This is a genomic window from Paenibacillus sp. SAFN-054 (assembly GCF_051966755.1).
Lineage (GTDB): Bacteria > Bacillota > Bacilli > Paenibacillales > Paenibacillaceae > Paenibacillus_AQ.
Genome location: NZ_JBQCKS010000005.1, coordinates 390,671 through 410,004, shown reverse-complemented (window position 1 = coordinate 410,004; position 19,334 = coordinate 390,671). Strand labels below are relative to the sequence as shown.

The following is a 19,334-nucleotide window of genomic DNA, read 5'->3' as shown; positions in this document are numbered from 1 at the left end:
AACAGCGTTCACGGCAAAGATGGGGGGGTCCGCGTAATGCGCAGGCTGTGGAATCATTTGAACTCTAAACTGTTTTATAAAATGCTTATCATTTATTCGCTTCTTACCGTAATTCCGCTGGCCCTGGTAACAGGGCTATTTTATTACCGCTCCATGCAAATCATCGAAACGAAAATCCGCGAATCCGGCAAGCAGAACATTGTGGAAACGTCCGATAAGCTGGACGAAATGCTGAACAGCATCTCCCAGAAGGCCCAAAACATATCGATCCAGCGCGAGGTCGAAGCCCTGCTTCGCAACAGCAATGACAGCAGCCTATATCCTTTAAGCGAGATGGATCAGAGCATATACAAATACGAGGTCAGGTCGCTTCTCGACCGGGAAAAGGCATCGTACGGCCTGATCGATTCCATTTACATTTTCAATAACAGCGGCGAGGTTTACACCAGTACGGATGCCCCCGGCCTGGAATCGGAAAACGCACTCAGTGGCATTGCCCATTTGACGCCGGGCCATATGATATGGGCACCCTTTACCGATCAGGGGCGGATGATTTCGGCCATGGAAATCTATGATCAACGGAGCGGCATCAAATACGGCGTGCTGGCCGTAAGCCTGAGCTCGAACGGAATGTCCGAAGCTCTCGCCTCTTATAAGCAGGGCGCCTTTTTCATTACCAACTTAAATGGGCTTATTCTGGCGTCTACCGATAAAGCAAGAATCAATACCCCATATAAAACGATGGAACCGGGTCAAAGCATCGTGAACAAGCGCACTTCGATTTACTCCTCATACAACTACATCAGTCACATGCCCAAGAACGCTTTCGGCAAGGAAATTCGCGCTCTGGCCTATTTCGCGATATTCATCATGCTGCTGACCTGGTTGGGTGTCCTTGTGCTGACGGCTGCCATTCTCCGGCGCATCACAAGTCCGCTGCTCCGGCTGAATCGTCTGATGCGGAAGGCGGAAAGGGAGATTTTCGAGACGATTGCTGTGAAAGACATCCGGACGAAGGACGAGATCGCCCAAATTTGCCGCAGCTACAACAGCCTTATTACCCAGATCAACAACCTGATCGAGAAGGTGTATAAAGTCGAGCTTGTCAAAAAGGAGGCAGAGCTGTCCGCCATCAAAGCGCATATCAATCCCCACTTTCTGTATAACACGCTTGAATCCATCTCCATCATGGCAAAGGAATCCGGCGATTCCAAGGTTCCGGAGATGGTTCAGCTTCTGTCCAAAATTTTGCGGTTCTCCATCAGCCCGGGACAGGATACGGTGCCTCTGTACACGGAACTCGCGTTCGCGGTCTACTATTTACAGCTTCATAAACTGCGTTATCAGGAAAAAATCCATTGGGAAACCGACATGGAGGAAGAGCTGCTGCCGATCCACGTTCCGAAGCTCCTCCTGCAGCCGATTATCGAAAATGCAATCATTCACGGCATTCAGCGGTCGGACCTTCCCGGTCGGATCACGATCAGGGCTTATGAATCCCGGTATGATCTTGTGCTTGAGGTTGAGGATAACGGACCGGGTTATCAGAGCGACGAAACGTATCGTTCGGAAGGATTGGGTACGGGGCTTACGACTGTTCATCAGCGCCTTCAACTGCTGTATGGCGAGCCCTATGGGCTTACGATTCATGCACCCGGGACGGGAAGCGGCACACTGGTGAGATTGACGATTCCCATGATGATATTGGAGGAGGCGAATTGACATGAGAATCATGATCGTCGACGATGAAGCGATGATTCGGGACAGCCTCGCGAAACTCGCGGCCTGGAAAGAAATGGGCTGTGATATTGTCGCAACGGCAGGCAACGGACTGGAGGCTTTGCAGATGATCACGCCCGCGAAGCCGGATGTCATCATTACGGATATCCGGATGCCGGTCATGGATGGTCTGGAGCTTGCCGAGAAGGTGCGTTCGCTGTACCCTTCGATATCGCTGATCTTCGTCACGGCCTTTGGCGACTTTGAGTATGCCCGGCATGCCATCAAATTGGGCGTCGCGGATTTCATAACGAAGCCGCTGCAAATCGAAGAGGTGCTGCTTGCCGTGGACCTGCTGAAGCAGGGGGTACGGCATCTGAATGAGGAACAGAGGCTCCGGCAGGAAAAAATTCTGCAGACGCTATTTGCAGGAGGACAAGCGGAAGCCGGGGATCCGTTATGCGCCGAGCTGTTCGGAAGGGAGCTGCTCCTGATGTCGGTAGAGGTGGACAATATCGAGATGCTGCATCAAACCGGGAAGCCGGTCTCCATGCTGGCGCTGCGGGAACTCGTCTGCTGCATGCTGAAATACGATCCGTTTCCCTATTGGACGTATCTGGAGCCGAAAGGCATCGGCATTCTTCTCATGTCGCATGCGCAGTCGTCACATGAATTTAAGAATGCCGCAACCCGGATTGCCAGGGATATCGTTGCCGCGGCGGAAGAATCTTTCGGGCATACGGTCTCGGTAGGTATCAGCGATCAACTCTCTTCCCCGAACGAACTGAGCAGGGCGAAGGAGGAGGTCCGGGAATGCCTGGATTACCGGATGCTTCTCGGCAAAGGCTCCGTTGTGTCCAGTGATGTGATTTCCTTTCTGGAACGAAAACGGAACGAGGTGGAAATGGAGCGAATGCGGGAGCTTTCGGCGATCATCCGCCGGGGGGACAGCCGTGCGATCAAGGACTTTCTGAGATCCGTATACAGGGAGATGCTCAGCAAAGGGCTGAATAAATCGCAGGTGCAGCGGTACGCCTCCATGCTGGTGAATGAAGCCGACAGCATACTGGAAGAATGCAGGCCGGCCAAGGGCAGGGAGGCGCCGGGCGAGGTGCATCGAAGCTTGCTGTCCTACGACACGTTGAAGGACCTGATGAATTATCTGGAGCAGGTATTGATGGAGACCGCGGAGTCCTGCCGCGCCCGGGAACATCATGCCGCCGCGAGAGTGCTGCGCGAGGTGAATGATTACCTCGAAACCCATTATCAAGGGGAGGTCTCCCTGACTTCGCTGGCGCAGCACCTGCATATGAACCACTCGTATCTGAGCCGGCTGATCAAAAAAGAAACCGGGCGGAATTTTCGCGACCTCTTGTGGGAGTTCAGGATCGAGCAGTCCAAGTCGCTTTTGAAGCAAAGTGGCATGAAAGCCTATGAGGCTGCATATTTGGTAGGCTTTAAGGATCCAGCGCATTACAGCCAGCTGTTCAAAAAAACGGTGGGGGTTACGCCGACGGAATACCGCGATTCTGCTTTTCTCGAGTGAAATCCGGCGCTTTATGACGAAGTAGTCAATTCCAGCCTAGCAAGGTCAACCGTAAACATGTCGTTTCCGTGCCAAACCCCCTATACTTCGGGATAAAGATAACGCAGCTTCATACCAGAGAGGAGTTCATGCACATGGTTAAACGCAAACACGCCTACATCGTCGCCTTCTTCACATCCATGATCCTGTTGTTGAACGCATGCTCGGGAGGTGGCGGAGGACAAGAACAGGCGACCGGGAATAACAGCAGTCCGAAGCCCGCCGAGGAAAAGCAATGGGTCATCAAAATCGATCCGCAGAACAATCTTCCGAGAAAAGCAACGGCAACGGACCCGCGTGAAATTAAAGCGCTTACGGAAATCGTGGCCGAATACGAGAAGCTAAAGCCCAATGTCAAAATCGAATTTGTTGACGTCGGCAATCAGGACCGGAGCGCATGGATGCAGGCGAGAATGCTCTCCAAGGACGCGCCGGATGTATTTTGGGATAACTATGATGACACCTGGCTTCATTACCAGAAGGGCTGGTTTCTGAAAATGGATGACTGGCTGCAAAAACCGAATCCTTACCAGGACAACAAGCCGTGGAAAGATATGTTCGTACCGGGTATTCTGGATTCGGTCAGAGCTCCTGACGGAGCGCTGTACGTCATTCCGGCCGACGGTGTCGGCGTCGCGATCTACTACAACAAGCAAATTTTTAATGACCTGGGTCTTGCCATACCGAAAACATGGAGCGAGTTCATGGATGCGCAGGCGAAGATCAAAGCGGCAGGCATTACGCCTTTTGCCATCGAAGGTAAGGGAGATTGCTGCCATCTTCATTGGATCGATTCGATCATGAGCAGCCAGTTCTACATGGGAAATATCTCGGATATGGACCGGAACGGCAACAACAATCTGGAAGTCAACGAGATTGCGCTCGCGGTGAAAGACGGGAAATACCCGAATCAGGAGCAGCTGACCCAGCAGTGGAAGCTGGTCAAGGATTGGTCCCAATATTGGAACAAGGGCTTTACCAGTGCGACAGATTCGCTGCAGATGTTCGCGCAGAGCAAGGTGGCGATGATCTTCGGCGGCAGCTGGACGAACGGGCAGCTGAAGCAGGCGAAGGTGCCGTTTGAATTCGGCGCGTTTAATTTCCCGGTGATCACGCCGCAGGATGCGTCCTTGGCAACCGGGAAACAGACGAAAATTTATGGGGCATGGGGAGCGCTCCAGTGGCTTGTACCGGGATATCTGGCGAAAGAGGATCCCGAGAAAATTCCGGTTATCATGGATTTCCTGATGTTCCTCAGCAAGCCTGAAAATGTGAGCAAGGTTGATCTCGAATCCGACGGAGAGCCGAATATCGTCGGCGCAGCGCCACCGCCTGGACATGAGGTATTCCACGAGGATATCGATATTGCGAACATGCAGGGTTATAACTCCAGACTCGATAAATCCTACTCGAGCGTATTCCTGGCGGCGCTGCAGACGTATTTGACAGGCTCGGATTCGCCAGAGAAATTCGTGGACAGAGTGATCGAGCAGTCGAAGAAATCGTCGGAGAACCTGATCAAGCAGAATCCGGATTGGACGAAGTAATGCATTCATCACATCCGCGGGAGAGGCGGGAAGCCTCCCCCGCGATAAAGGGGTGGCATCCATGAAGACCCGTGGCTCGTACGGCTTGAAGCGATGGATTCCCTATCTGTTTCTCGCACCCACGCTGATCTCCTTACTCACGTTTAACTATTATCCGGCGCTGTCCGCGCTCTATTATTCTTTTACGGACTGGAACGGTTTCAATGCTCCTCATTTTATCGGCTTCGATAATTTTGTGGAGATGATGAAGTCCCTGGATTTTCAAACAGGTTTCCGCAATATGCTGATCATCACCTTGTTTTCGGTTTTCGTCTCGGTCACGATTCCGGCTATTGCCGCGGAATTCATCTATAAGGTCCAAAAGCCGAGGCTTCAGCATTTCTACAGGCTGATGTTCGTGTTTCCGCTGGTGATTCCGGGAATGGTCATCCTGCTGCTGTGGCAGTTCCTTCTCAACCCGGAGGTCGGGCTGATCAATTCGCTCCTGTCGTCGTTTGGGGTGAGCGAAGAGCATTTGCCGCTTTGGCTCGGATCGCCGGATACAGCGCTGGCCTCGTTTATGCTGATCGGCTTCCCGTGGGTCAACGGGGTGGGTGTGCTGATTTATCTGGCGGGGTTTCAGAATATCCCCAGATCCGTTATCGAAGCCGCCAAAATGGATGGCGCCACAGGCTGGTCCTTGATTTGGAGAATCGAAGTGCCGCTCATTACGTCACAAATCAAGCTGATCGCGATCCTGAACATTATTGGTGGCATCCAAGCCTTTCAGAATCAGCTGGTGCTGACGGGAGGGGGACCAGGTTATTCGACGACCGTTCCGGGCTTCATTATGTACCAGGCCGCCATGTCTGCGAGCCGATTCGGTTATGCGAGTGCCATTGGGCTTGTGCTGTTCGTGCTCATCTTCATCTTCACACTGATCAATAACAAATACATCAAGTCGGATACGGAATACAGTCCGGATTGAGAGGGGGCGGCTAATCATGAGAGTTGATAGGGGCGCGTGGGTCCGTAACATCGTGCTGATTGTGCTGGGATTATTGACCTTTATCCCGCTGCTCATGCTCATCAATCTGTCTTTCAAAGATGCCAATCAGTTTAATTTGCACCGCTGGACGGTCACGTTTCCGTTCACGCTCGCCAATTACAAGGACGCCTGGACGGCGATCTCCGATTACATCTGGAACAGCTTCGTCATCAGCGGCGTGACCGTCGTCGGCGTGCTGGTCTTCTCCTGCCTCGCGGCCTATCCGCTGGCACGCATGAGCTTTTTTATGAAAGAACAGATTTACTTTCTGATTATTGCCTTGCTGATGATACCGAGCGTGCTCAGTCTGGTGCCTTTGTTCGGCCTCGTGAATCAGTTTCACCTGGTGGACAGCTGGTTGGGGCTTTGGGGGCCTTACATTGCAGGGGGACAAGTGTTTTGCATTTTCGTGCTCCGTTCCTTTTTCGCCTCGCTCCCGGAAGAAATGTTTGAGGCGGCGCGGCTCGACGGAGCCGGAGAGCTCCGGATTCTGCTCACGATCGTCATGCCGCTGTCCAAGTCGATCATTTCGACGCTGGGCGTCCTGAACATTCTGAACACCTGGAATGATTATGTGTGGCCTTTGATGGTCATCAACGATGCCAAGCTGAAGCCGCTCACCTTGGGGCTGGTATCCTTTCAGCAGCAGTTCGTGACGAATTACGGACCGCTGTTCGCAGGTTATGTCATCGCTTCGATTCCGCTGATCATCCTGTTCATTTTTGCAAGCAAACAGTTTGCGGAAGGTTTGGCAGGCAGTGCCATGAAAATGTAAGACGCCCGAATGAAGATGAAAAGAGTCATGCCTCTGTGAACCGTGAACCGGTTTGCAGGCATGACTCTTTTTGGGTCGTTCAGATATCCGCAGCGACGCGAAAGCCGGTATTTCCCGTGGAACTGTCCGGCGTGTTGCTGCTTCTGGCCGCGATGCGGTATCGGTTGCAATAGGATTGATGGCAGAGGTAGGAGCCGCCTTTCATAAGGCGGGATACGCCTTCCGCCGGACCCTGCGGGTGCTCGGAGGAGCCGCGCTTGTCAGGGACTTGCGTAAACCAGTCGGCGCACCATTCCCATACGTTGCCGGATACGTTATAAAGTCCGTAACCGTTCGGCTTGTAGGCATCAACCGGGGCGGTGCCCAGGTATCCGTCGCTTGCATGGTTCTTCGTCGGAAAGACGCCCTGCCAAATGTTGCAGCGATGCTCGCCGTCCGGGCGCAGCACGTCGCCCCAAGGGTACCGCTTGCCTTCGAGACCGCCGCGAGCGGCGGTTTCCCATTCGATTTCGGTCGGGAGGCGGACGCCTGCCCATTCACAGTAGGCTTGGGCATCGTTCCACGATACGTGCACGACCGGATGGTCCATGCGGTCCTCCACGCTGCTGCCGGGACCCTCCGGCTCGCGCCAATAAGCGCCTTCTACGCCGTGCCACCACGGCGTCTGCTGCGGTGAACCCATGATGCTCGCGCTTGCCGGGTCGGCAAGCAGCAGATGGAACACGTACGACCAGCCGAACGCCTCCGCTTCGGTCTTGTAACCGGTCGCGGAGACGAAGGCCGCATAATCGGCGTTGGTGACGGCATAAGGCGAGATGCGGAACGACTTCACATGCACCGGTCTTGCCGGACCTTCGGCATCGGAAGCGAAGCCTTCCCCGTCATCGGTGCCAAGGATGTACGTTCCTTCCGGAATGACGGGCCAAGCGGAAGGATCGGGGCGTAATGATGTGCCGGCTTCCGTCAGCGGTCCTGGCCAAAGGCCGGTGATGGCTGCAGGCTCCGAGGCGGCTTGCTTCTTCATTTCATCCATGGCTGGCGTGGTGCAGCCGGATGCGCTTACTACGGCCGTACGACGTGCGGCACAGCAGGATGGTACGGGTTGCTCCGAGGCGGTGGCCTTGGAATCCGGGCTGCTTGGCAAATGGGGCTTGGAATCGGCTGACATGGCAGGATGCTCCTCTCTTTCGTGAACTGATGATGATTGAAGGTTATACCGTTAACTGGCTCAGCATCAACTGCGCCGCACCAATGGCAATCGCTTCTTCGCCGTAGGTACCCTTGCTGAAGATGACTTGATATTTAGGGTAATGATACGTTTTGCGAATGGCCGTTTGGGTTGCCGTGTAAAAGAACAGACTGGAGTCCGTCATGAGCGGGCCGCCCAGAATTACCTTCTCGGGGTTCAAAATATTCAGCAGGTTCGCCAGGCCGATGCCAAAATACGTCGCGGCCTGCGTCACGATTTCCGTGACCATCGGATCCATCAGCTTGAGCGCCTGCATGATATCCGGGAACCTAGCCGGCTCCCCAGGCTGGATGATTTGAAGGAGCGCGCTGCTCCGGCCCGTCCGCAGCCTGGAATTCACCTCGCGTTCGATGGCGTACACCGAGGCATAGGTATCCAGGGCGCCAAAATTGCCCTGAGGCGTGCGGAAGGGAAGGCCATCGGCCTGGATGATCATCTGACCGAAAGAGCCCTCCATATCGACTGCGCCATGGATCAGCTTGTTGTCCGTCATCATGCCAAGACGGAGCCCCGTCCCGCCGTGCACATAGAGCATATGGCGGAAATTCTTGGTCCGGTTGGCCCAGGATTCGGCAATCAGTGCCGTATTGGCGCCATTGTCAAGCATCACGGGGAAGCCGAGGCGATCCTCCAGCATCTGTACGGCGGGCACATGGCTCCAGCCCGGAGCGGCAAACCATTCGGGCTCTTCAATCACGCCGGTTTCCCGGTTCAGCGGCCCGACGGCACCGACGCCCATGCCGATGATCTGTTCGAAGGCGATAGAATGCTTGTCCATCCACTCCTCTACCTGGGATGCCACGAGCTGCATCAGGACTTCAGGGGTGTTGTTCTCGCCCATGCGCCATTCCTTGGAATCCAGCTTGGTACCAGCCAAATCCAGCAGTATGAGCCGGGAGGTGACGCGCGAAATATCCAGGCCGAACGCATAGCCGTAATCGGCACGGACCTGATACAGAATAGGGCGGCGTCCGCCCGTGGAAATGCCAAGGCCGCTTTCGGATATAAGCCCGGCAAAGACTAGTTCCTCCAGAACCCGGGTCAGCGTACTGACCGTCAGGCCGCTTACGGCGAGCAGATCGTTTTTGCCGATCTCATGCTTGCGGCGGATTTCTTGAAAGAGCTCCTTCGCTTTTGGCGACCCAATACGTTTGTCAGCGTCTACGCGCTGTTTATGTTCACTAAGCATAGATTAAAATCCCCACCATCCCTGAAACTAAAATCATCGCCAGCGGATGCACGCGAAAACGGATCATGGCGATCAGGGCAGCAATAAAGATCGCGATGCTGGCAAAGGTGCTTACGGACAAGCCGGCGATAAAGCCGGATTGCACGGTCATGGTGTAGGCAGCGTAAGCAATCAGGGCGATCACCGCCGGCTTCATGCCGTTCAGCGACGCTTGTACCCATTGATTATCATACACACGGTAAAAAACCGTAGCAACCAGAAACATGATGATCGCCGAAGGGAATACGATGCCGAGCGAGGCAATCAGGCTGCCTGCCGGGCCGCCTGCCGAATAACCGACGTACACGGCAATGTTCATCGCCACCGGCCCTGGAGCCATCCCGGCCAGCGCAATAGCCTCCGTATACTGCTGCGCACTCATCCAGCCTTCCTTCAAAGCCGCATGCTCAATGACAGGCAGCATGGCGTAACCGCCGCCAAAGGACATAAAACCAATTTTAAAAAAAGTCCAAAACAGCTCTAACAGCATCATGGTGAAACCTCTTTTCTATAGATGGAAGCTAATCCTAAAGACGTATACCAGAAGCGTATCACATCGAATGATGCTCGCCCTGCTCCTGCTTTTTGGCCCCCGTATCCTTGGAGGAGAAGACGGCTTTCGCTACGAGCCCGATGACGATGCCGATCGCAAGCACGAACAGCGGCTGAACCGGGAAGAACAGAAGCAGGAGCAGGCAGGTGACGGCAACGCCCCAGGTAATGGCATTGTGAAGCGCCTGTTTTCGCATCCGGACGGCGGCGTACACGATCAATGCAACGACCGTTGGCTTGATGCCGTGCAGGGCCGCCTGGACGTAGCGGTTGTCGCTGAAGCCTGTAGCCGCGGCACAAAGAATCAGCATGATGAGTATGGTAGGGAGGGAGATACCGGCGACGGCAGAGAGCAGACCGGGAATGCCGGCAATGCGGTAGCCCGCGAGCGCAGCCACATTGACGCCGATGCCTCCGGGAGCCGCGCCCGAGAGAGCGGTGATTTCGCTCATCTCCTTGGGGGTAAGCCATTTTCGATATTCCGTTACTTCTTTATCAATCACCGGGAGGATCGCGTATCCGCCTCCGAAGGTGGTAGGTCCTATTTTCAAAAACGAAATGAACAGCTGGCCGCTCAGCCTAAGCCTGTTGTTGCCTTGGAGTTCCATGACTTGAGTTCCTTCTTTCGCTTTATACTGCGGTGTTCGAGATTCAGTATAACCCACTTTAATTCTTTTTGGAATAAAGATTTGAGGGAATTAGCGTGATGCTGAATTTTAATGCTTTTGTTCAGGTGGTTATATCCATTTTATCATTTACTTTTAATCAAATTGGAGGTTAAATGGGATTAATTCGTAATTCGATTCTAAGGGAGGGTAAAAGCTTGAATCAGAACAAAGAGAGCGCTAAACCGAATATTCTGCTGATCACGGTGGACCAGATGCGTTACGACTGCCTCAGCATTGCGGGGCATCCCGTGGTGGAGACGCCGAACCTCGACGAACTTGCCCGCACCGGGGTCCGCTTTGACCGTGCCTACTCGGCAACGCCGACCTGTGTGCCGGCCAGAGCCGCTATTTTTACGGGGCAATCCCAGACAAGCCATGGGCGTGTCGGTTATCAGGATCGAGTGCCGTGGAAGTATGAGCATACAATGCCGGGAGAGTTCGCAAAAGCGGGATACCACACCCAGTGCGTAGGGAAGATGCATGTGTTTCCGGCCAGAAATCTGATGGGCTTTCATAACGTCGTCCTGCATGACGGATATCTGCATCATAACCGCAACAAGTACAGCATCCCGGTTCGCGAGCATTACGACGAGGTGGACGATTATCTGCACTGGCTTCGCCAGCAGGTGCCGGGAGCAGACCTGACGGATCTGGGTCTGGACTGCAACTCTTCTACAGTCGCTCGCCCATGGCATCTGCCAGAGAAGCTCCACCCGACGAACTGGGTCGTTACGGAGTCGATTGATTTTCTCCGCCGCCGCGATCCGGACAAGCCTTTCTTCCTGTGGATGTCCTTCGTACGGCCGCATTCACCACTGGATCCGCCGCAGGCGTATCTGGATCTGTACAAGGATGCCGAGATTCCGGAGCCGCCCGTCGGAGACTGGGCGATGGAAACCGACCCGGATCTGGACGGGCTCAGCCCGTTCACGAGCAAGGGGCTGGTGCCAAAGCGCCGCCTTCAGAATGCCATGGCGGCCTACTATGCGCTGATCACGCATATCGATCATCAGATCGGGCGCTTCATGCAGGTGCTGGCTGAATACGGTGAGAAGGAAAACACGGTGATTCTGTTCACATCGGATCATGGTGAACTGATGGGGGATCACCATCTGTTCCGGAAGTCTTTGCCGTACGAAGGAAGCGCCCGGGTTCCGTTCATCGTCAATGACCCGGGCAACCGGCTTGGACTTGATCGCGGCAAAGTGGTGGACGAGGTGGTCGAGATGCGCGACATCATGCCGACACTGCTGGAAGCGGCCGGTGTGGCGATTCCCGGCTCGGTGGATGGCGGCAGCGTATTGAAGCTCGCCTCGGAAGAAGCTGCGGTAAGCCCGGGCAGCCAGACGAAATGGCGTTCATACCTGCATGGCGAGCACACCCAAGGCATCCAATCGAACCACTGGCTGACCGACGGCAAGGAAAAGTACATTTGGTTCTCGCAAACCGGCGAAGAGCAATATTTCAGGCTTAGGGATGATCCTTATGAGCTGCATAACGCGGCGAATGATGAAGCCTTTCGGCAACGGGTCGAATATTGGCGCTCTATTCTCATCAAGGAATTGGAAGGAAGAGAAGAGGGGTACTCCGACGGCGGGCAGCTGATTGTCGGCCGGAAGCCGGTTACGGTTCTGTCCCGTGTGCGGAATTAGCCGTTATAGCACCTTTTGCAGTAATGCTGCCAGACCGGGAGCCCTCGGCCTGGCAGCTTTTAATGAAGCTTAAGTTCTTGGCTTTTTCCAGCTGGTTATTAGAAAATTCCACTTTATTCAAGATAGGTATTTATGATAAATTTGATTGTAAACGCTTACAGTTCTTTCTTTTATTTTCAGAAACGTAGGGGGAACAGGAGATGTCACAAGCCAAGCATATCTGGTTAATCACGACCGACCAAATGAGAGCCGATGCCCTCGGCTTCGAGAACGCCGCGGTCATCACACCGAACCTTGACGCGCTTGCCAAGGAAGGCACGGTTTTCAATAGAGCATACTGCGCGAGTCCAGTCTGCACGCCTTCGCGTGCATCCATTTTTACCGGACGTTACCCTCATGTGCATGGGGCATGGAATATCGGGGTGTCGCTGAACGAGGAGGAAGATACGCTGTGCGACCATTTGAAGCAATCCGGTTACCGTACAGTGGGAGTTGGCAAAATGCACTTCAGGCAGCAGCTCAAAACGGGATTCGTCCATGAGGCGGAAGAGGTGTCCGTCCGTGACCGCGGAAGAGAACGGGACGGCACGTACTACGGCTTTGATGAGCATTATATATCGGAAGACAATATGATTGGGGAATACATGGAGGACGTTGCGAAACGGGATCCTGGAGCAGCTGCACGCTTGAAAAAAGATCTTTTCCGGTCCGGCGATGCCCAAGGGGACGTGTGGGAGAGCGGGCTTCCGCCTGAGCTGCACCAGACGCGGTGGATCGCGGACAAAAGCATCCGTGCGATTGAGGAGCACTCCGCGGAACGGCCGCTTTTTTTATGGAGCAGCTTCGTGGACCCGCATCACCCTTTCAACCCTCCGGTGGCCTATGCGAAACGGTATGAACAGTCGGACGTTCCGGGCCCGGCCGGGGATCTCGGCGACATTCAGGGGCGTCCTGAGCATCTTAGGCTCCAGAAGTCCAAAGGGTATTGGCCGGGCGGCGGAGAGCCGCACTCTCGCGACGCTGAGCTGATGAAGCTGCTCATTCGCAATTACTATGCCATGATTACGTTTATTGACGAAGAGATCGGCCGGATCCGGGATGCCTGGAAGGCGAAGGGGATGGACGATGAGCTTGTGGTCGTCTTCACGAGCGATCATGGCGAGCTCCTGGGGGACCACGGGCTTCTGTACAAAGGTCCCTGGTTTTATGAAGGCCTTACGCGCATCCCGATGATCGTCAGGGGGCCTGGCGTTCTAAAGGGCGTTGTGACCGATGCGTTGATGGAGCACGTGGACATTGTGCCGACGCTGCTCGGGCTGATCGGCCGTACGGAGATGCCGGAAGGGATTCAGGGCATATCGCAGCAGCCGGTAGCCGCGGGCGATGCGCAGCAGGTACGCTGCTCGGCGATGACCTCCTACGATGCGCATGACCGCGGCTTACACGCCAAGTGCCTGCGGACGGATAAGCATAAGCTTGTCATTTTCGCGGACGAGACATACGGCGAGCTGTTCGATCTCGAATCGGATCCCCAGGAGCGGCAGAACCGGTTTGACGATCCTGCATATTCCGGGATCAAGCAGCAGCTGATGGAAAGGTTGATACACCGGCTCATGCAGGATCAGGATCCGCTGCCGGTTCGCCGAGCCTTCTGGTAAAGCCAGGTTGGGAGGGCAGAAGGAGGAGCGTGCTTGAAGAGTGCCAGCCGGACACTGAAAGACCTGTACCGGAAATACTTCGAAGAGAAGCTGTTTAACAAAATCCTGTTTTTTTACTCGCTCATTATCGTCATTGCGCTGATGGTGCTCTCCTTTTTCATTTACCAGTATTTCACGCAGTACATGCTGGATAAGGAGATCAGCAAGGAAAAAGAAGTGCTTGAAAGCGTCAATGCCTATATGGATCAGAGTCTTGATCTCTCGCGAATCATGGTCGAGAGCCTGTACGCAAGCGACAGTTTGATGAGGGATGTGACCGCGCTGCTGGAAATGAGCTATTCCGATTACCTGACCTACAGCTTTGATCATTATTTCAGCAATAATACACCAGGTGCGGTCAATACGATCAGCAATGCGTTCAAGGACTACTTATCGGGTAGTTATGATATTCATTCGATCGTGTTCTCATCGGGCCGGCAAAAGCTGTATCAGGTTTCGCTGAGCTCGCTTCAGATGCTCGCGCCGCTGGATGGCGATGAGACAATGACCAACGAGGAAGACTCCTTCCTTGCTCAGAGCCGTCTTTATCCGACTCCTGCCGGTTTTGCCGCCGGGGAGCCTTCTTTTTCATTCTCCGCCGCAGTCAAAGATACGGAAACGCTGAAGCCGATCGGCGAGATGAGCATCAACTTCAGCGCTGCGGGCATTTCGCGCTCCGTCCCGGGGATCCATACGCTGGGCGGAGGATATCTGCTGGTCATGACGCGGGCCGGGGAAGTGCTTTACGACTCCAGCGGCCGCATGTACGGCCACAACTTTCCCGTCGCGCCGCTGCTCGGCAAGAGCTCATCCAGGATGAACCGCGAACAATATATTACTTCGTCTTCTTCGAATAAGGCTGGCGTGATCGTAGCCTGGGTCGCGCACAACAGCGAGGCGAATGCAAGCTCGAAGGTATTGCTGCGTTGGATGGTCTTGATTACGTTCGTCTGCATTTCGGGCGCCGTGCTTCTCACCTACATGATTATGCTGCGTTTTTCGAAACGAACGAAAATCATCGTACGCGCCATGGAAAAGCTGAACGTCGGGCAGATGTCCGTACGGATTCCACTGGAACGGGGAGACGAACTGTACCAGATCGCTTCCAACTTCAACAAAATGAGTGAACGGTTAAACGATTATGTGGAGAAGGTATACATTTCAGAGATCAAACAGAAAAACGCCGAAATTGTGGCGATGCAAATGCAGATCAATCCCCATTTTCTGTACAATACGCTGGAAGCCATCCGGATGAACGCCGTCGCGCAGGGCGTGCCGGAAGTTGGCAAAATGATTTATCTGCTGGCCAATCTGTTCCGCAATTCCATGAAAAGCGGCATGGTCGTCATGGTGGCGGAAGAGATGGAGCGATGCAAGCAGTATCTGGAGCTGTTTCAAATCCGCTATCCCGATTAGCTTGAATTCTCCTTCGACCTGGAAGGCGATATTCTGGACGCGGACATTCTGAAGCTGTCCGTTCAGCCGATGATCGAGAACTATGTGCTGCACGGCTTCCGCGCGGACCGTCCGGATAACCGGATCATGATCGAGGGCCGCATGCAGAGCGGCAACGTTCAGATTCAGATCCGGGACAACGGATGGGGGATCCCTTACGAGGAACTGCTTGAGATCCGGCAATCTTTCAGGGTCCGGGAGGAGTGGGACGGCAAACCGCAATCCATAGGCTTACGCAACGTGAACAGCAGGATCCAAATGTACTATGGTTCGGAATACGGGCTTGAAATCGAGAGTGAGGATGGCGCAGGCACGTGCATTCGGATCACCATTCCGGCGGGTAAGGAGTAATGCAGCCATGTACAAAGTCATGATTGTGGATGATGAGCCGCTCATCTTGAAAGGGCTTCGAGCCATCATCGACTGGCAGCAGTTGGGGCTTCAGATCACCTCGCAGGCTGCCAGCGGTGAACAGGCGATGGAGGCGTTTCTGGAAGAGGAGACGGATATTATCATTACCGACATACGCATGCCGGGAATGAGCGGTCTTAAGCTGATTGAGACCGTCCGGTCCATTGACCCAGGCGTGAAGTTTATCGTGCTGAGCGGTTATGATGACTTTCAATACGTGAAGGAAGGCATGAAATTTGGCATTGAAAATTATCTGCTGAAGCCGATTGATGTGGAGGAGCTTGAGGCGACGCTCAGGGCGGTGATCGTCAAGCTGGCCAATGTCCTGCAGCAGCAGCTTGCCGCGCGCAAGGAACAGCAGATTCTAAGGGACAATATTCTGATCCGTTGGGTCACGCAGACCATATCGCCGCTTGAGCTGAAGCAAAGGTCCGAACTGATCGGCGTGCCGCTGGGAGGCGGTTCTTTCGCGGTCGCGGTGTGCGGTGTCATGCAGCCTGAGCGGCAGGGAGACGGGATATCGGACGAAGTGCGGATGGAGTACGTGTCTGAGGCCCATGGAACGCTTCAATCCCTTCTTGGAGGCATGAGCCCGTCCGCTCTCAGCACCCTTTGCTTTGTTGATCTGGACGGGGATATCGTACTGGTCTGGCTGGGAAAGGGGGCAGAGCTGGACCGCAGCGTTCTTCAAGCGGAGCTTGGCGAGGTGATGAGCCAGTTGCGTGAAAGCCTCGGCGTAGATGTATTCCTGTCGATCGGCATTACCGTTCAAAGCTTCACGAAAGTTCATGAAAGCTATGAGCAAGCCAAAAACCTGCAGACGCACAGGCTCATCAACAGCCGCCAATCCATCTTGGACGGGGAGCAGGCCCGAGGATTTAACCCCTACGGTGTTATGCTCCGAAATGCGGAGGAGCTGACCGAGCGATTGGCGGGCAGGGACACGGAGGGGGTCGCCGAATGGATCGAAGCCGCCTTCAAAAATCTGAAGCAGACGGAACTGGCGTCGCCGGCCGATGTGCAGAATATTGCCGCCCATATGTTGATTCAAATCGGCAAATGGTCCAAAAGAACATATCTGGTGGATCATTTCAATGCGCTTTTTCAGATGCGATCGATGGATTCGATTCAGCGTTACGTCGTCCAATTCGCACGCGAGGCGCTGCTCTCGCTGGAGACGGCGGAGCGGAGCCAAAGCTCGCTCATCAGCAAAATTGTACAGGACATTCATCATCATTTTGCCGGCGAGCTTTCGTTGAAGACGCTGAGCCATACCTATGGCGTTCATCCTGTGTATCTTGGCCAATTGTTCAAAAAAGAGAAGGGCGTCGGATTTACGGAATACGTCAATAATTACCGGATAAACGTGGCTAAGGAGCTTCTCGTCGTCACGGATCTGAAAGCGAATGAAATTTCCGTCAAGGTCGGGTATTCGGATCCGAACTATTTTTACAAGCAGTTTACGAAATTCACAGGCTCTACGCCATCGGATTATCGTAACTCAGCCGCCCGGCCTTAGTAAAAAGGCCAGCAGCAAGTAGGAATCGGTGACAGGTGCAGCCTTCCTTGGCTGCAGCTCACAATCGGCAAATAACCGCAGGGGTCTCCTGCGGTTATTTGATGTTTGTCTTGGGCTCCTCTTTGCCCGCAGCATATTTAAGAACACCATTGGTTTTTACTGCTCATGATTAGATTATTCCTCTTTCGACCTCGCCTGATTATACGTGATAATGAATCCATGAAGTAAACGTTTACAGATTACAAGTCTTCAGGCAACTTAAAGCGAAGCGGGGAATTCGACAATGAGGATGTTCATCAAGAAAATCAAACGGAACAAGATGCTGCTGCTGATGGTCCTCCCGGCCACGATATGGTTCATTTTGTTTAAGTACCTGCCGATGATCGGCAATGTGATTGCTTTTCAGGAGTTCCAGTACAGCAGCGACGGCCTGATCGGGGCGATTATGCACAGCAAGTGGGTGGGACTCGACAATTTCAAATTTTTGTTTGCGACGCACGATGCCTTCATCATTACGCGCAACACGCTGCTGTATAACTTCGCGTTCATTATCATCGGCCTGTTTTTGCCGGTCACGCTGGCGATCATTCTGAGCGAGCTGACGAACAAGAAAATGTCGAAATTGTACCAAAGCGGCATGATCCTTCCACATTTTCTGTCCTGGGTGGTTGTGGGATACTTTGCCTTTTCCTTCCTCAGCATGGATAAAGGAATGCTTAATCAGGCGCTGCAGCTTTTCGGGATGGAGCCGAGGCTGTGGTATAACGAGCCGAAATACTGGCCCTGGATCCTGCTGCTGGTGCAGGCCTGGAAGAGCCTCGGCTATTCCGGCATCATTTACCTCGCGGCGGTAGCCGGCATCGACCGGACGTATTACGAAGCCGCCGTCATTGACGGAGCGAACAAATGGCAGCAGATCCGCCATGTGACGATTCCGCATTTGAAGCCGCTCATGGTCATTCTCACGATCCTTGCGGTCGGCCAGATTTTCCATTCGGACTTCGGGCTTTTCTATCAGATTCCGCGCGAATCAGGCGCGCTGTTCCAGGTCACGAATGTCATCGATACTTACGTCTATCGCAGCATGAAAGATATGGGCGTGTTCGGTATGAGCGCGGCGGCAGGCCTGTACCAGTCTTTGGTCGGCTTTGTGCTTGTCATTGCGACGAACCTGATCGTGCGCAGAATCGACAAGGATCAGGCACTGTTCTAATTAAAGGAGGTCATTCACCATGGCATTGCACTCAGTGGAGACGGCCGCGGCTTCCGCGGTACCCGCACGGAGAAAATCACGGCATGTCGGGGGCTTCGGACCGGTGGCCAATATGATATGGAACATCGTGGTCGCCTTGATCGCGCTGGCCTGCGTCATTCCATTCATCTATACGATTATCATCTCGCTGACAGACGAGCAGACGATTGCGCTGAAGGGATACAGTTTTTTTCCCGATAAAATGAGCCTGTCCGCTTATGCGTATCTGTTCCAGGATTCCGGACAGCTGCTGAACTCTTATGCGGTTACCATCGGCGTTACCCTCATCGGGACGATTCTGAGCCTCGTGCTGATTCTTCCTTACGGATATGCGTTGTCGCGTCCGGAATTCGAGTTCAGGAAGCAGTTTACGTTCTTTGCTTTCCTGACGATGCTGTTCAACGCAGGCCTGGTCCCGTTCTACATGGTTGTCACGCAGCTGCTGCATATTGGGGACACGCTGTGGGCGCTCATTCTTCCGCTCAGCGTCAACGCTTTTTACATCATCGTTATCCGTACCTTTTACAAAACGACCGTATCGGAGGGGATTGTGGAATCGGCAAGGATCGATGGCGCAGGGGATTTTAGGATCTTCGTGAAAATCGTTCTTCCGATCTCCCTGCCGGGCATCGCGACAATCGGGCTGTTCAGCGCACTCGGGTACTGGAACGACTGGTTTAACGCCATGCTCTTCATTGACAACCCGCGTTTGGTTCCGCTGCAGTATCTTCTGATGCGGGTACAGAACAATTTGCAATACCTGCTGGAAAATTCGCAGCTCATCCAGTCTGCGGACAGCACGTCCATGATTTCGGCGCTGCCGCAGGAAGGGATTCGAATGGCCATGGTTGTGGTTGCGACGGGTCCGATCGTGCTCGCGTATCCGTTCTTCCAGCGCTTCTTTATCCAGGGTTTGACCGTTGGAGCAATCAAAGGCTGAACAGACAGCCGCAAGGGTTCGTTTAGAGCGTCGTTTCGCAACCTAGGGCGAAAACGAC

Annotated in this window: 16 protein-coding genes; 12 read left to right on the top strand and 4 right to left on the bottom strand. The window is 54.0% G+C overall.

The genetic code is table 11. The features are described 5' to 3' along the window. Window positions 1-36 precede the first annotated feature (36 nt). From ACTHPM_RS23040 to ACTHPM_RS23020, 5 genes are all read left to right on the top strand, one after another. A complete protein-coding gene (locus tag ACTHPM_RS23040) occupies window positions 37-1,722 on the top strand; it encodes a histidine kinase (protein WP_440397793.1) in 1,686 nt (561 codons plus the stop codon). Between the two features lies 1 nt (window position 1,723). Continuing rightward, window positions 1,724-3,265 (top strand): response regulator transcription factor, encoded by a 1,542-nt coding sequence (locus tag ACTHPM_RS23035; RefSeq protein WP_440397792.1) that lies wholly within the window; start codon window positions 1,724-1,726, stop codon window positions 3,263-3,265. A gap of 134 nt (window positions 3,266-3,399) precedes the next feature. Beyond that, window positions 3,400-4,851 (top strand): ABC transporter substrate-binding protein, encoded by a 1,452-nt coding sequence (locus ACTHPM_RS23030; RefSeq protein WP_440397791.1) that lies wholly within the window; start codon window positions 3,400-3,402, stop codon window positions 4,849-4,851. 61 nt (window positions 4,852-4,912) lie between these two features. Beyond that, a complete protein-coding gene (locus ACTHPM_RS23025) occupies window positions 4,913-5,818 on the top strand; it encodes a carbohydrate ABC transporter permease (RefSeq protein WP_440397790.1) in 906 nt (301 codons plus the stop codon). Window positions 5,819-5,834: 16 nt separating this feature from the next. Further along, window positions 5,835-6,653, top strand: a complete 819-nt coding sequence (locus tag ACTHPM_RS23020) for a carbohydrate ABC transporter permease (protein ID WP_440397789.1) — start codon at window positions 5,835-5,837, stop codon at window positions 6,651-6,653. Window positions 6,654-6,732: 79 nt separating this feature from the next. On the opposite strand, the gene ACTHPM_RS23015 is transcribed toward ACTHPM_RS23020, so the two are convergent. Genes ACTHPM_RS23015 through ACTHPM_RS23000 form a run of 4 tightly spaced genes read right to left on the bottom strand, consistent with a single transcriptional unit; the run spans window position 6,733 to window position 10,290 of the window. Beyond that, entirely contained in the window at window positions 6,733-7,821 is a 1,089-nt protein-coding gene (locus ACTHPM_RS23015; protein WP_440397788.1) for a formylglycine-generating enzyme family protein, read from the bottom strand. Window positions 7,822-7,864: 43 nt separating this feature from the next. Next, on the bottom strand, window positions 7,865-9,091 hold the full coding sequence (locus tag ACTHPM_RS23010) for an ROK family protein (RefSeq protein ID WP_440397787.1): 1,227 nt from the start codon (window positions 9,089-9,091) through the stop codon (window positions 7,865-7,867). After that, window positions 9,084-9,623 (bottom strand): chromate transporter, encoded by a 540-nt coding sequence (locus ACTHPM_RS23005; RefSeq protein ID WP_440397786.1) that lies wholly within the window; start codon window positions 9,621-9,623, stop codon window positions 9,084-9,086. The genes ACTHPM_RS23010 and ACTHPM_RS23005 overlap by 8 nt, the downstream gene beginning before the upstream one ends. Window positions 9,624-9,681: 58 nt before the next feature. Beyond that, on the bottom strand, window positions 9,682-10,290 hold the full coding sequence (locus ACTHPM_RS23000; RefSeq protein WP_440397785.1) for a chromate transporter: 609 nt from the start codon (window positions 10,288-10,290) through the stop codon (window positions 9,682-9,684). Window positions 10,291-10,505: 215 nt separating this feature from the next. On the opposite strand from ACTHPM_RS23000, the gene ACTHPM_RS22995 reads away from it, so the two are divergent. From ACTHPM_RS22995 to ACTHPM_RS22965, 7 genes are all read left to right on the top strand, one after another. Then, on the top strand, window positions 10,506-12,002 hold the full coding sequence (locus ACTHPM_RS22995) for an arylsulfatase (RefSeq protein WP_440397784.1): 1,497 nt from the start codon (window positions 10,506-10,508) through the stop codon (window positions 12,000-12,002). A 200-nt stretch (window positions 12,003-12,202) separates the two neighbouring features. Then, window positions 12,203-13,660, top strand: a complete 1,458-nt coding sequence (locus ACTHPM_RS22990) for a sulfatase family protein (protein ID WP_440397783.1) — start codon at window positions 12,203-12,205, stop codon at window positions 13,658-13,660. A 33-nt stretch (window positions 13,661-13,693) separates the two neighbouring features. After that, the gene (locus tag ACTHPM_RS22985) at window positions 13,694-15,115 is read left to right on the top strand and encodes a cache domain-containing sensor histidine kinase (RefSeq protein WP_440397782.1); all 1,422 of its coding nucleotides are present in this window, start codon (window positions 13,694-13,696) and stop codon (window positions 15,113-15,115) included. Between the two features lie 69 nt (window positions 15,116-15,184). Next, window positions 15,185-15,505 carry a sensor histidine kinase gene (locus tag ACTHPM_RS22980; protein ID WP_440397781.1) on the top strand — a complete coding sequence of 107 codons (321 nt, stop codon included), beginning with the start codon at window positions 15,185-15,187 and terminating at the stop codon, window positions 15,503-15,505. 7 nt (window positions 15,506-15,512) lie between these two features. Further along, complete coding sequence (locus tag ACTHPM_RS22975) at window positions 15,513-17,084, top strand: response regulator (protein ID WP_440397780.1); 1,572 nt, start codon at window positions 15,513-15,515, stop codon at window positions 17,082-17,084. A gap of 283 nt (window positions 17,085-17,367) precedes the next feature. Beyond that, window positions 17,368-18,297 carry an ABC transporter permease gene (locus ACTHPM_RS22970; protein ID WP_440397779.1) on the top strand — a complete coding sequence of 310 codons (930 nt, stop codon included), beginning with the start codon at window positions 17,368-17,370 and terminating at the stop codon, window positions 18,295-18,297. 19 nt (window positions 18,298-18,316) lie between these two features. Beyond that, a complete protein-coding gene (locus ACTHPM_RS22965) occupies window positions 18,317-19,276 on the top strand; it encodes a carbohydrate ABC transporter permease (protein ID WP_440397778.1) in 960 nt (319 codons plus the stop codon). Window positions 19,277-19,334: the final 58 nt, after the last annotated feature.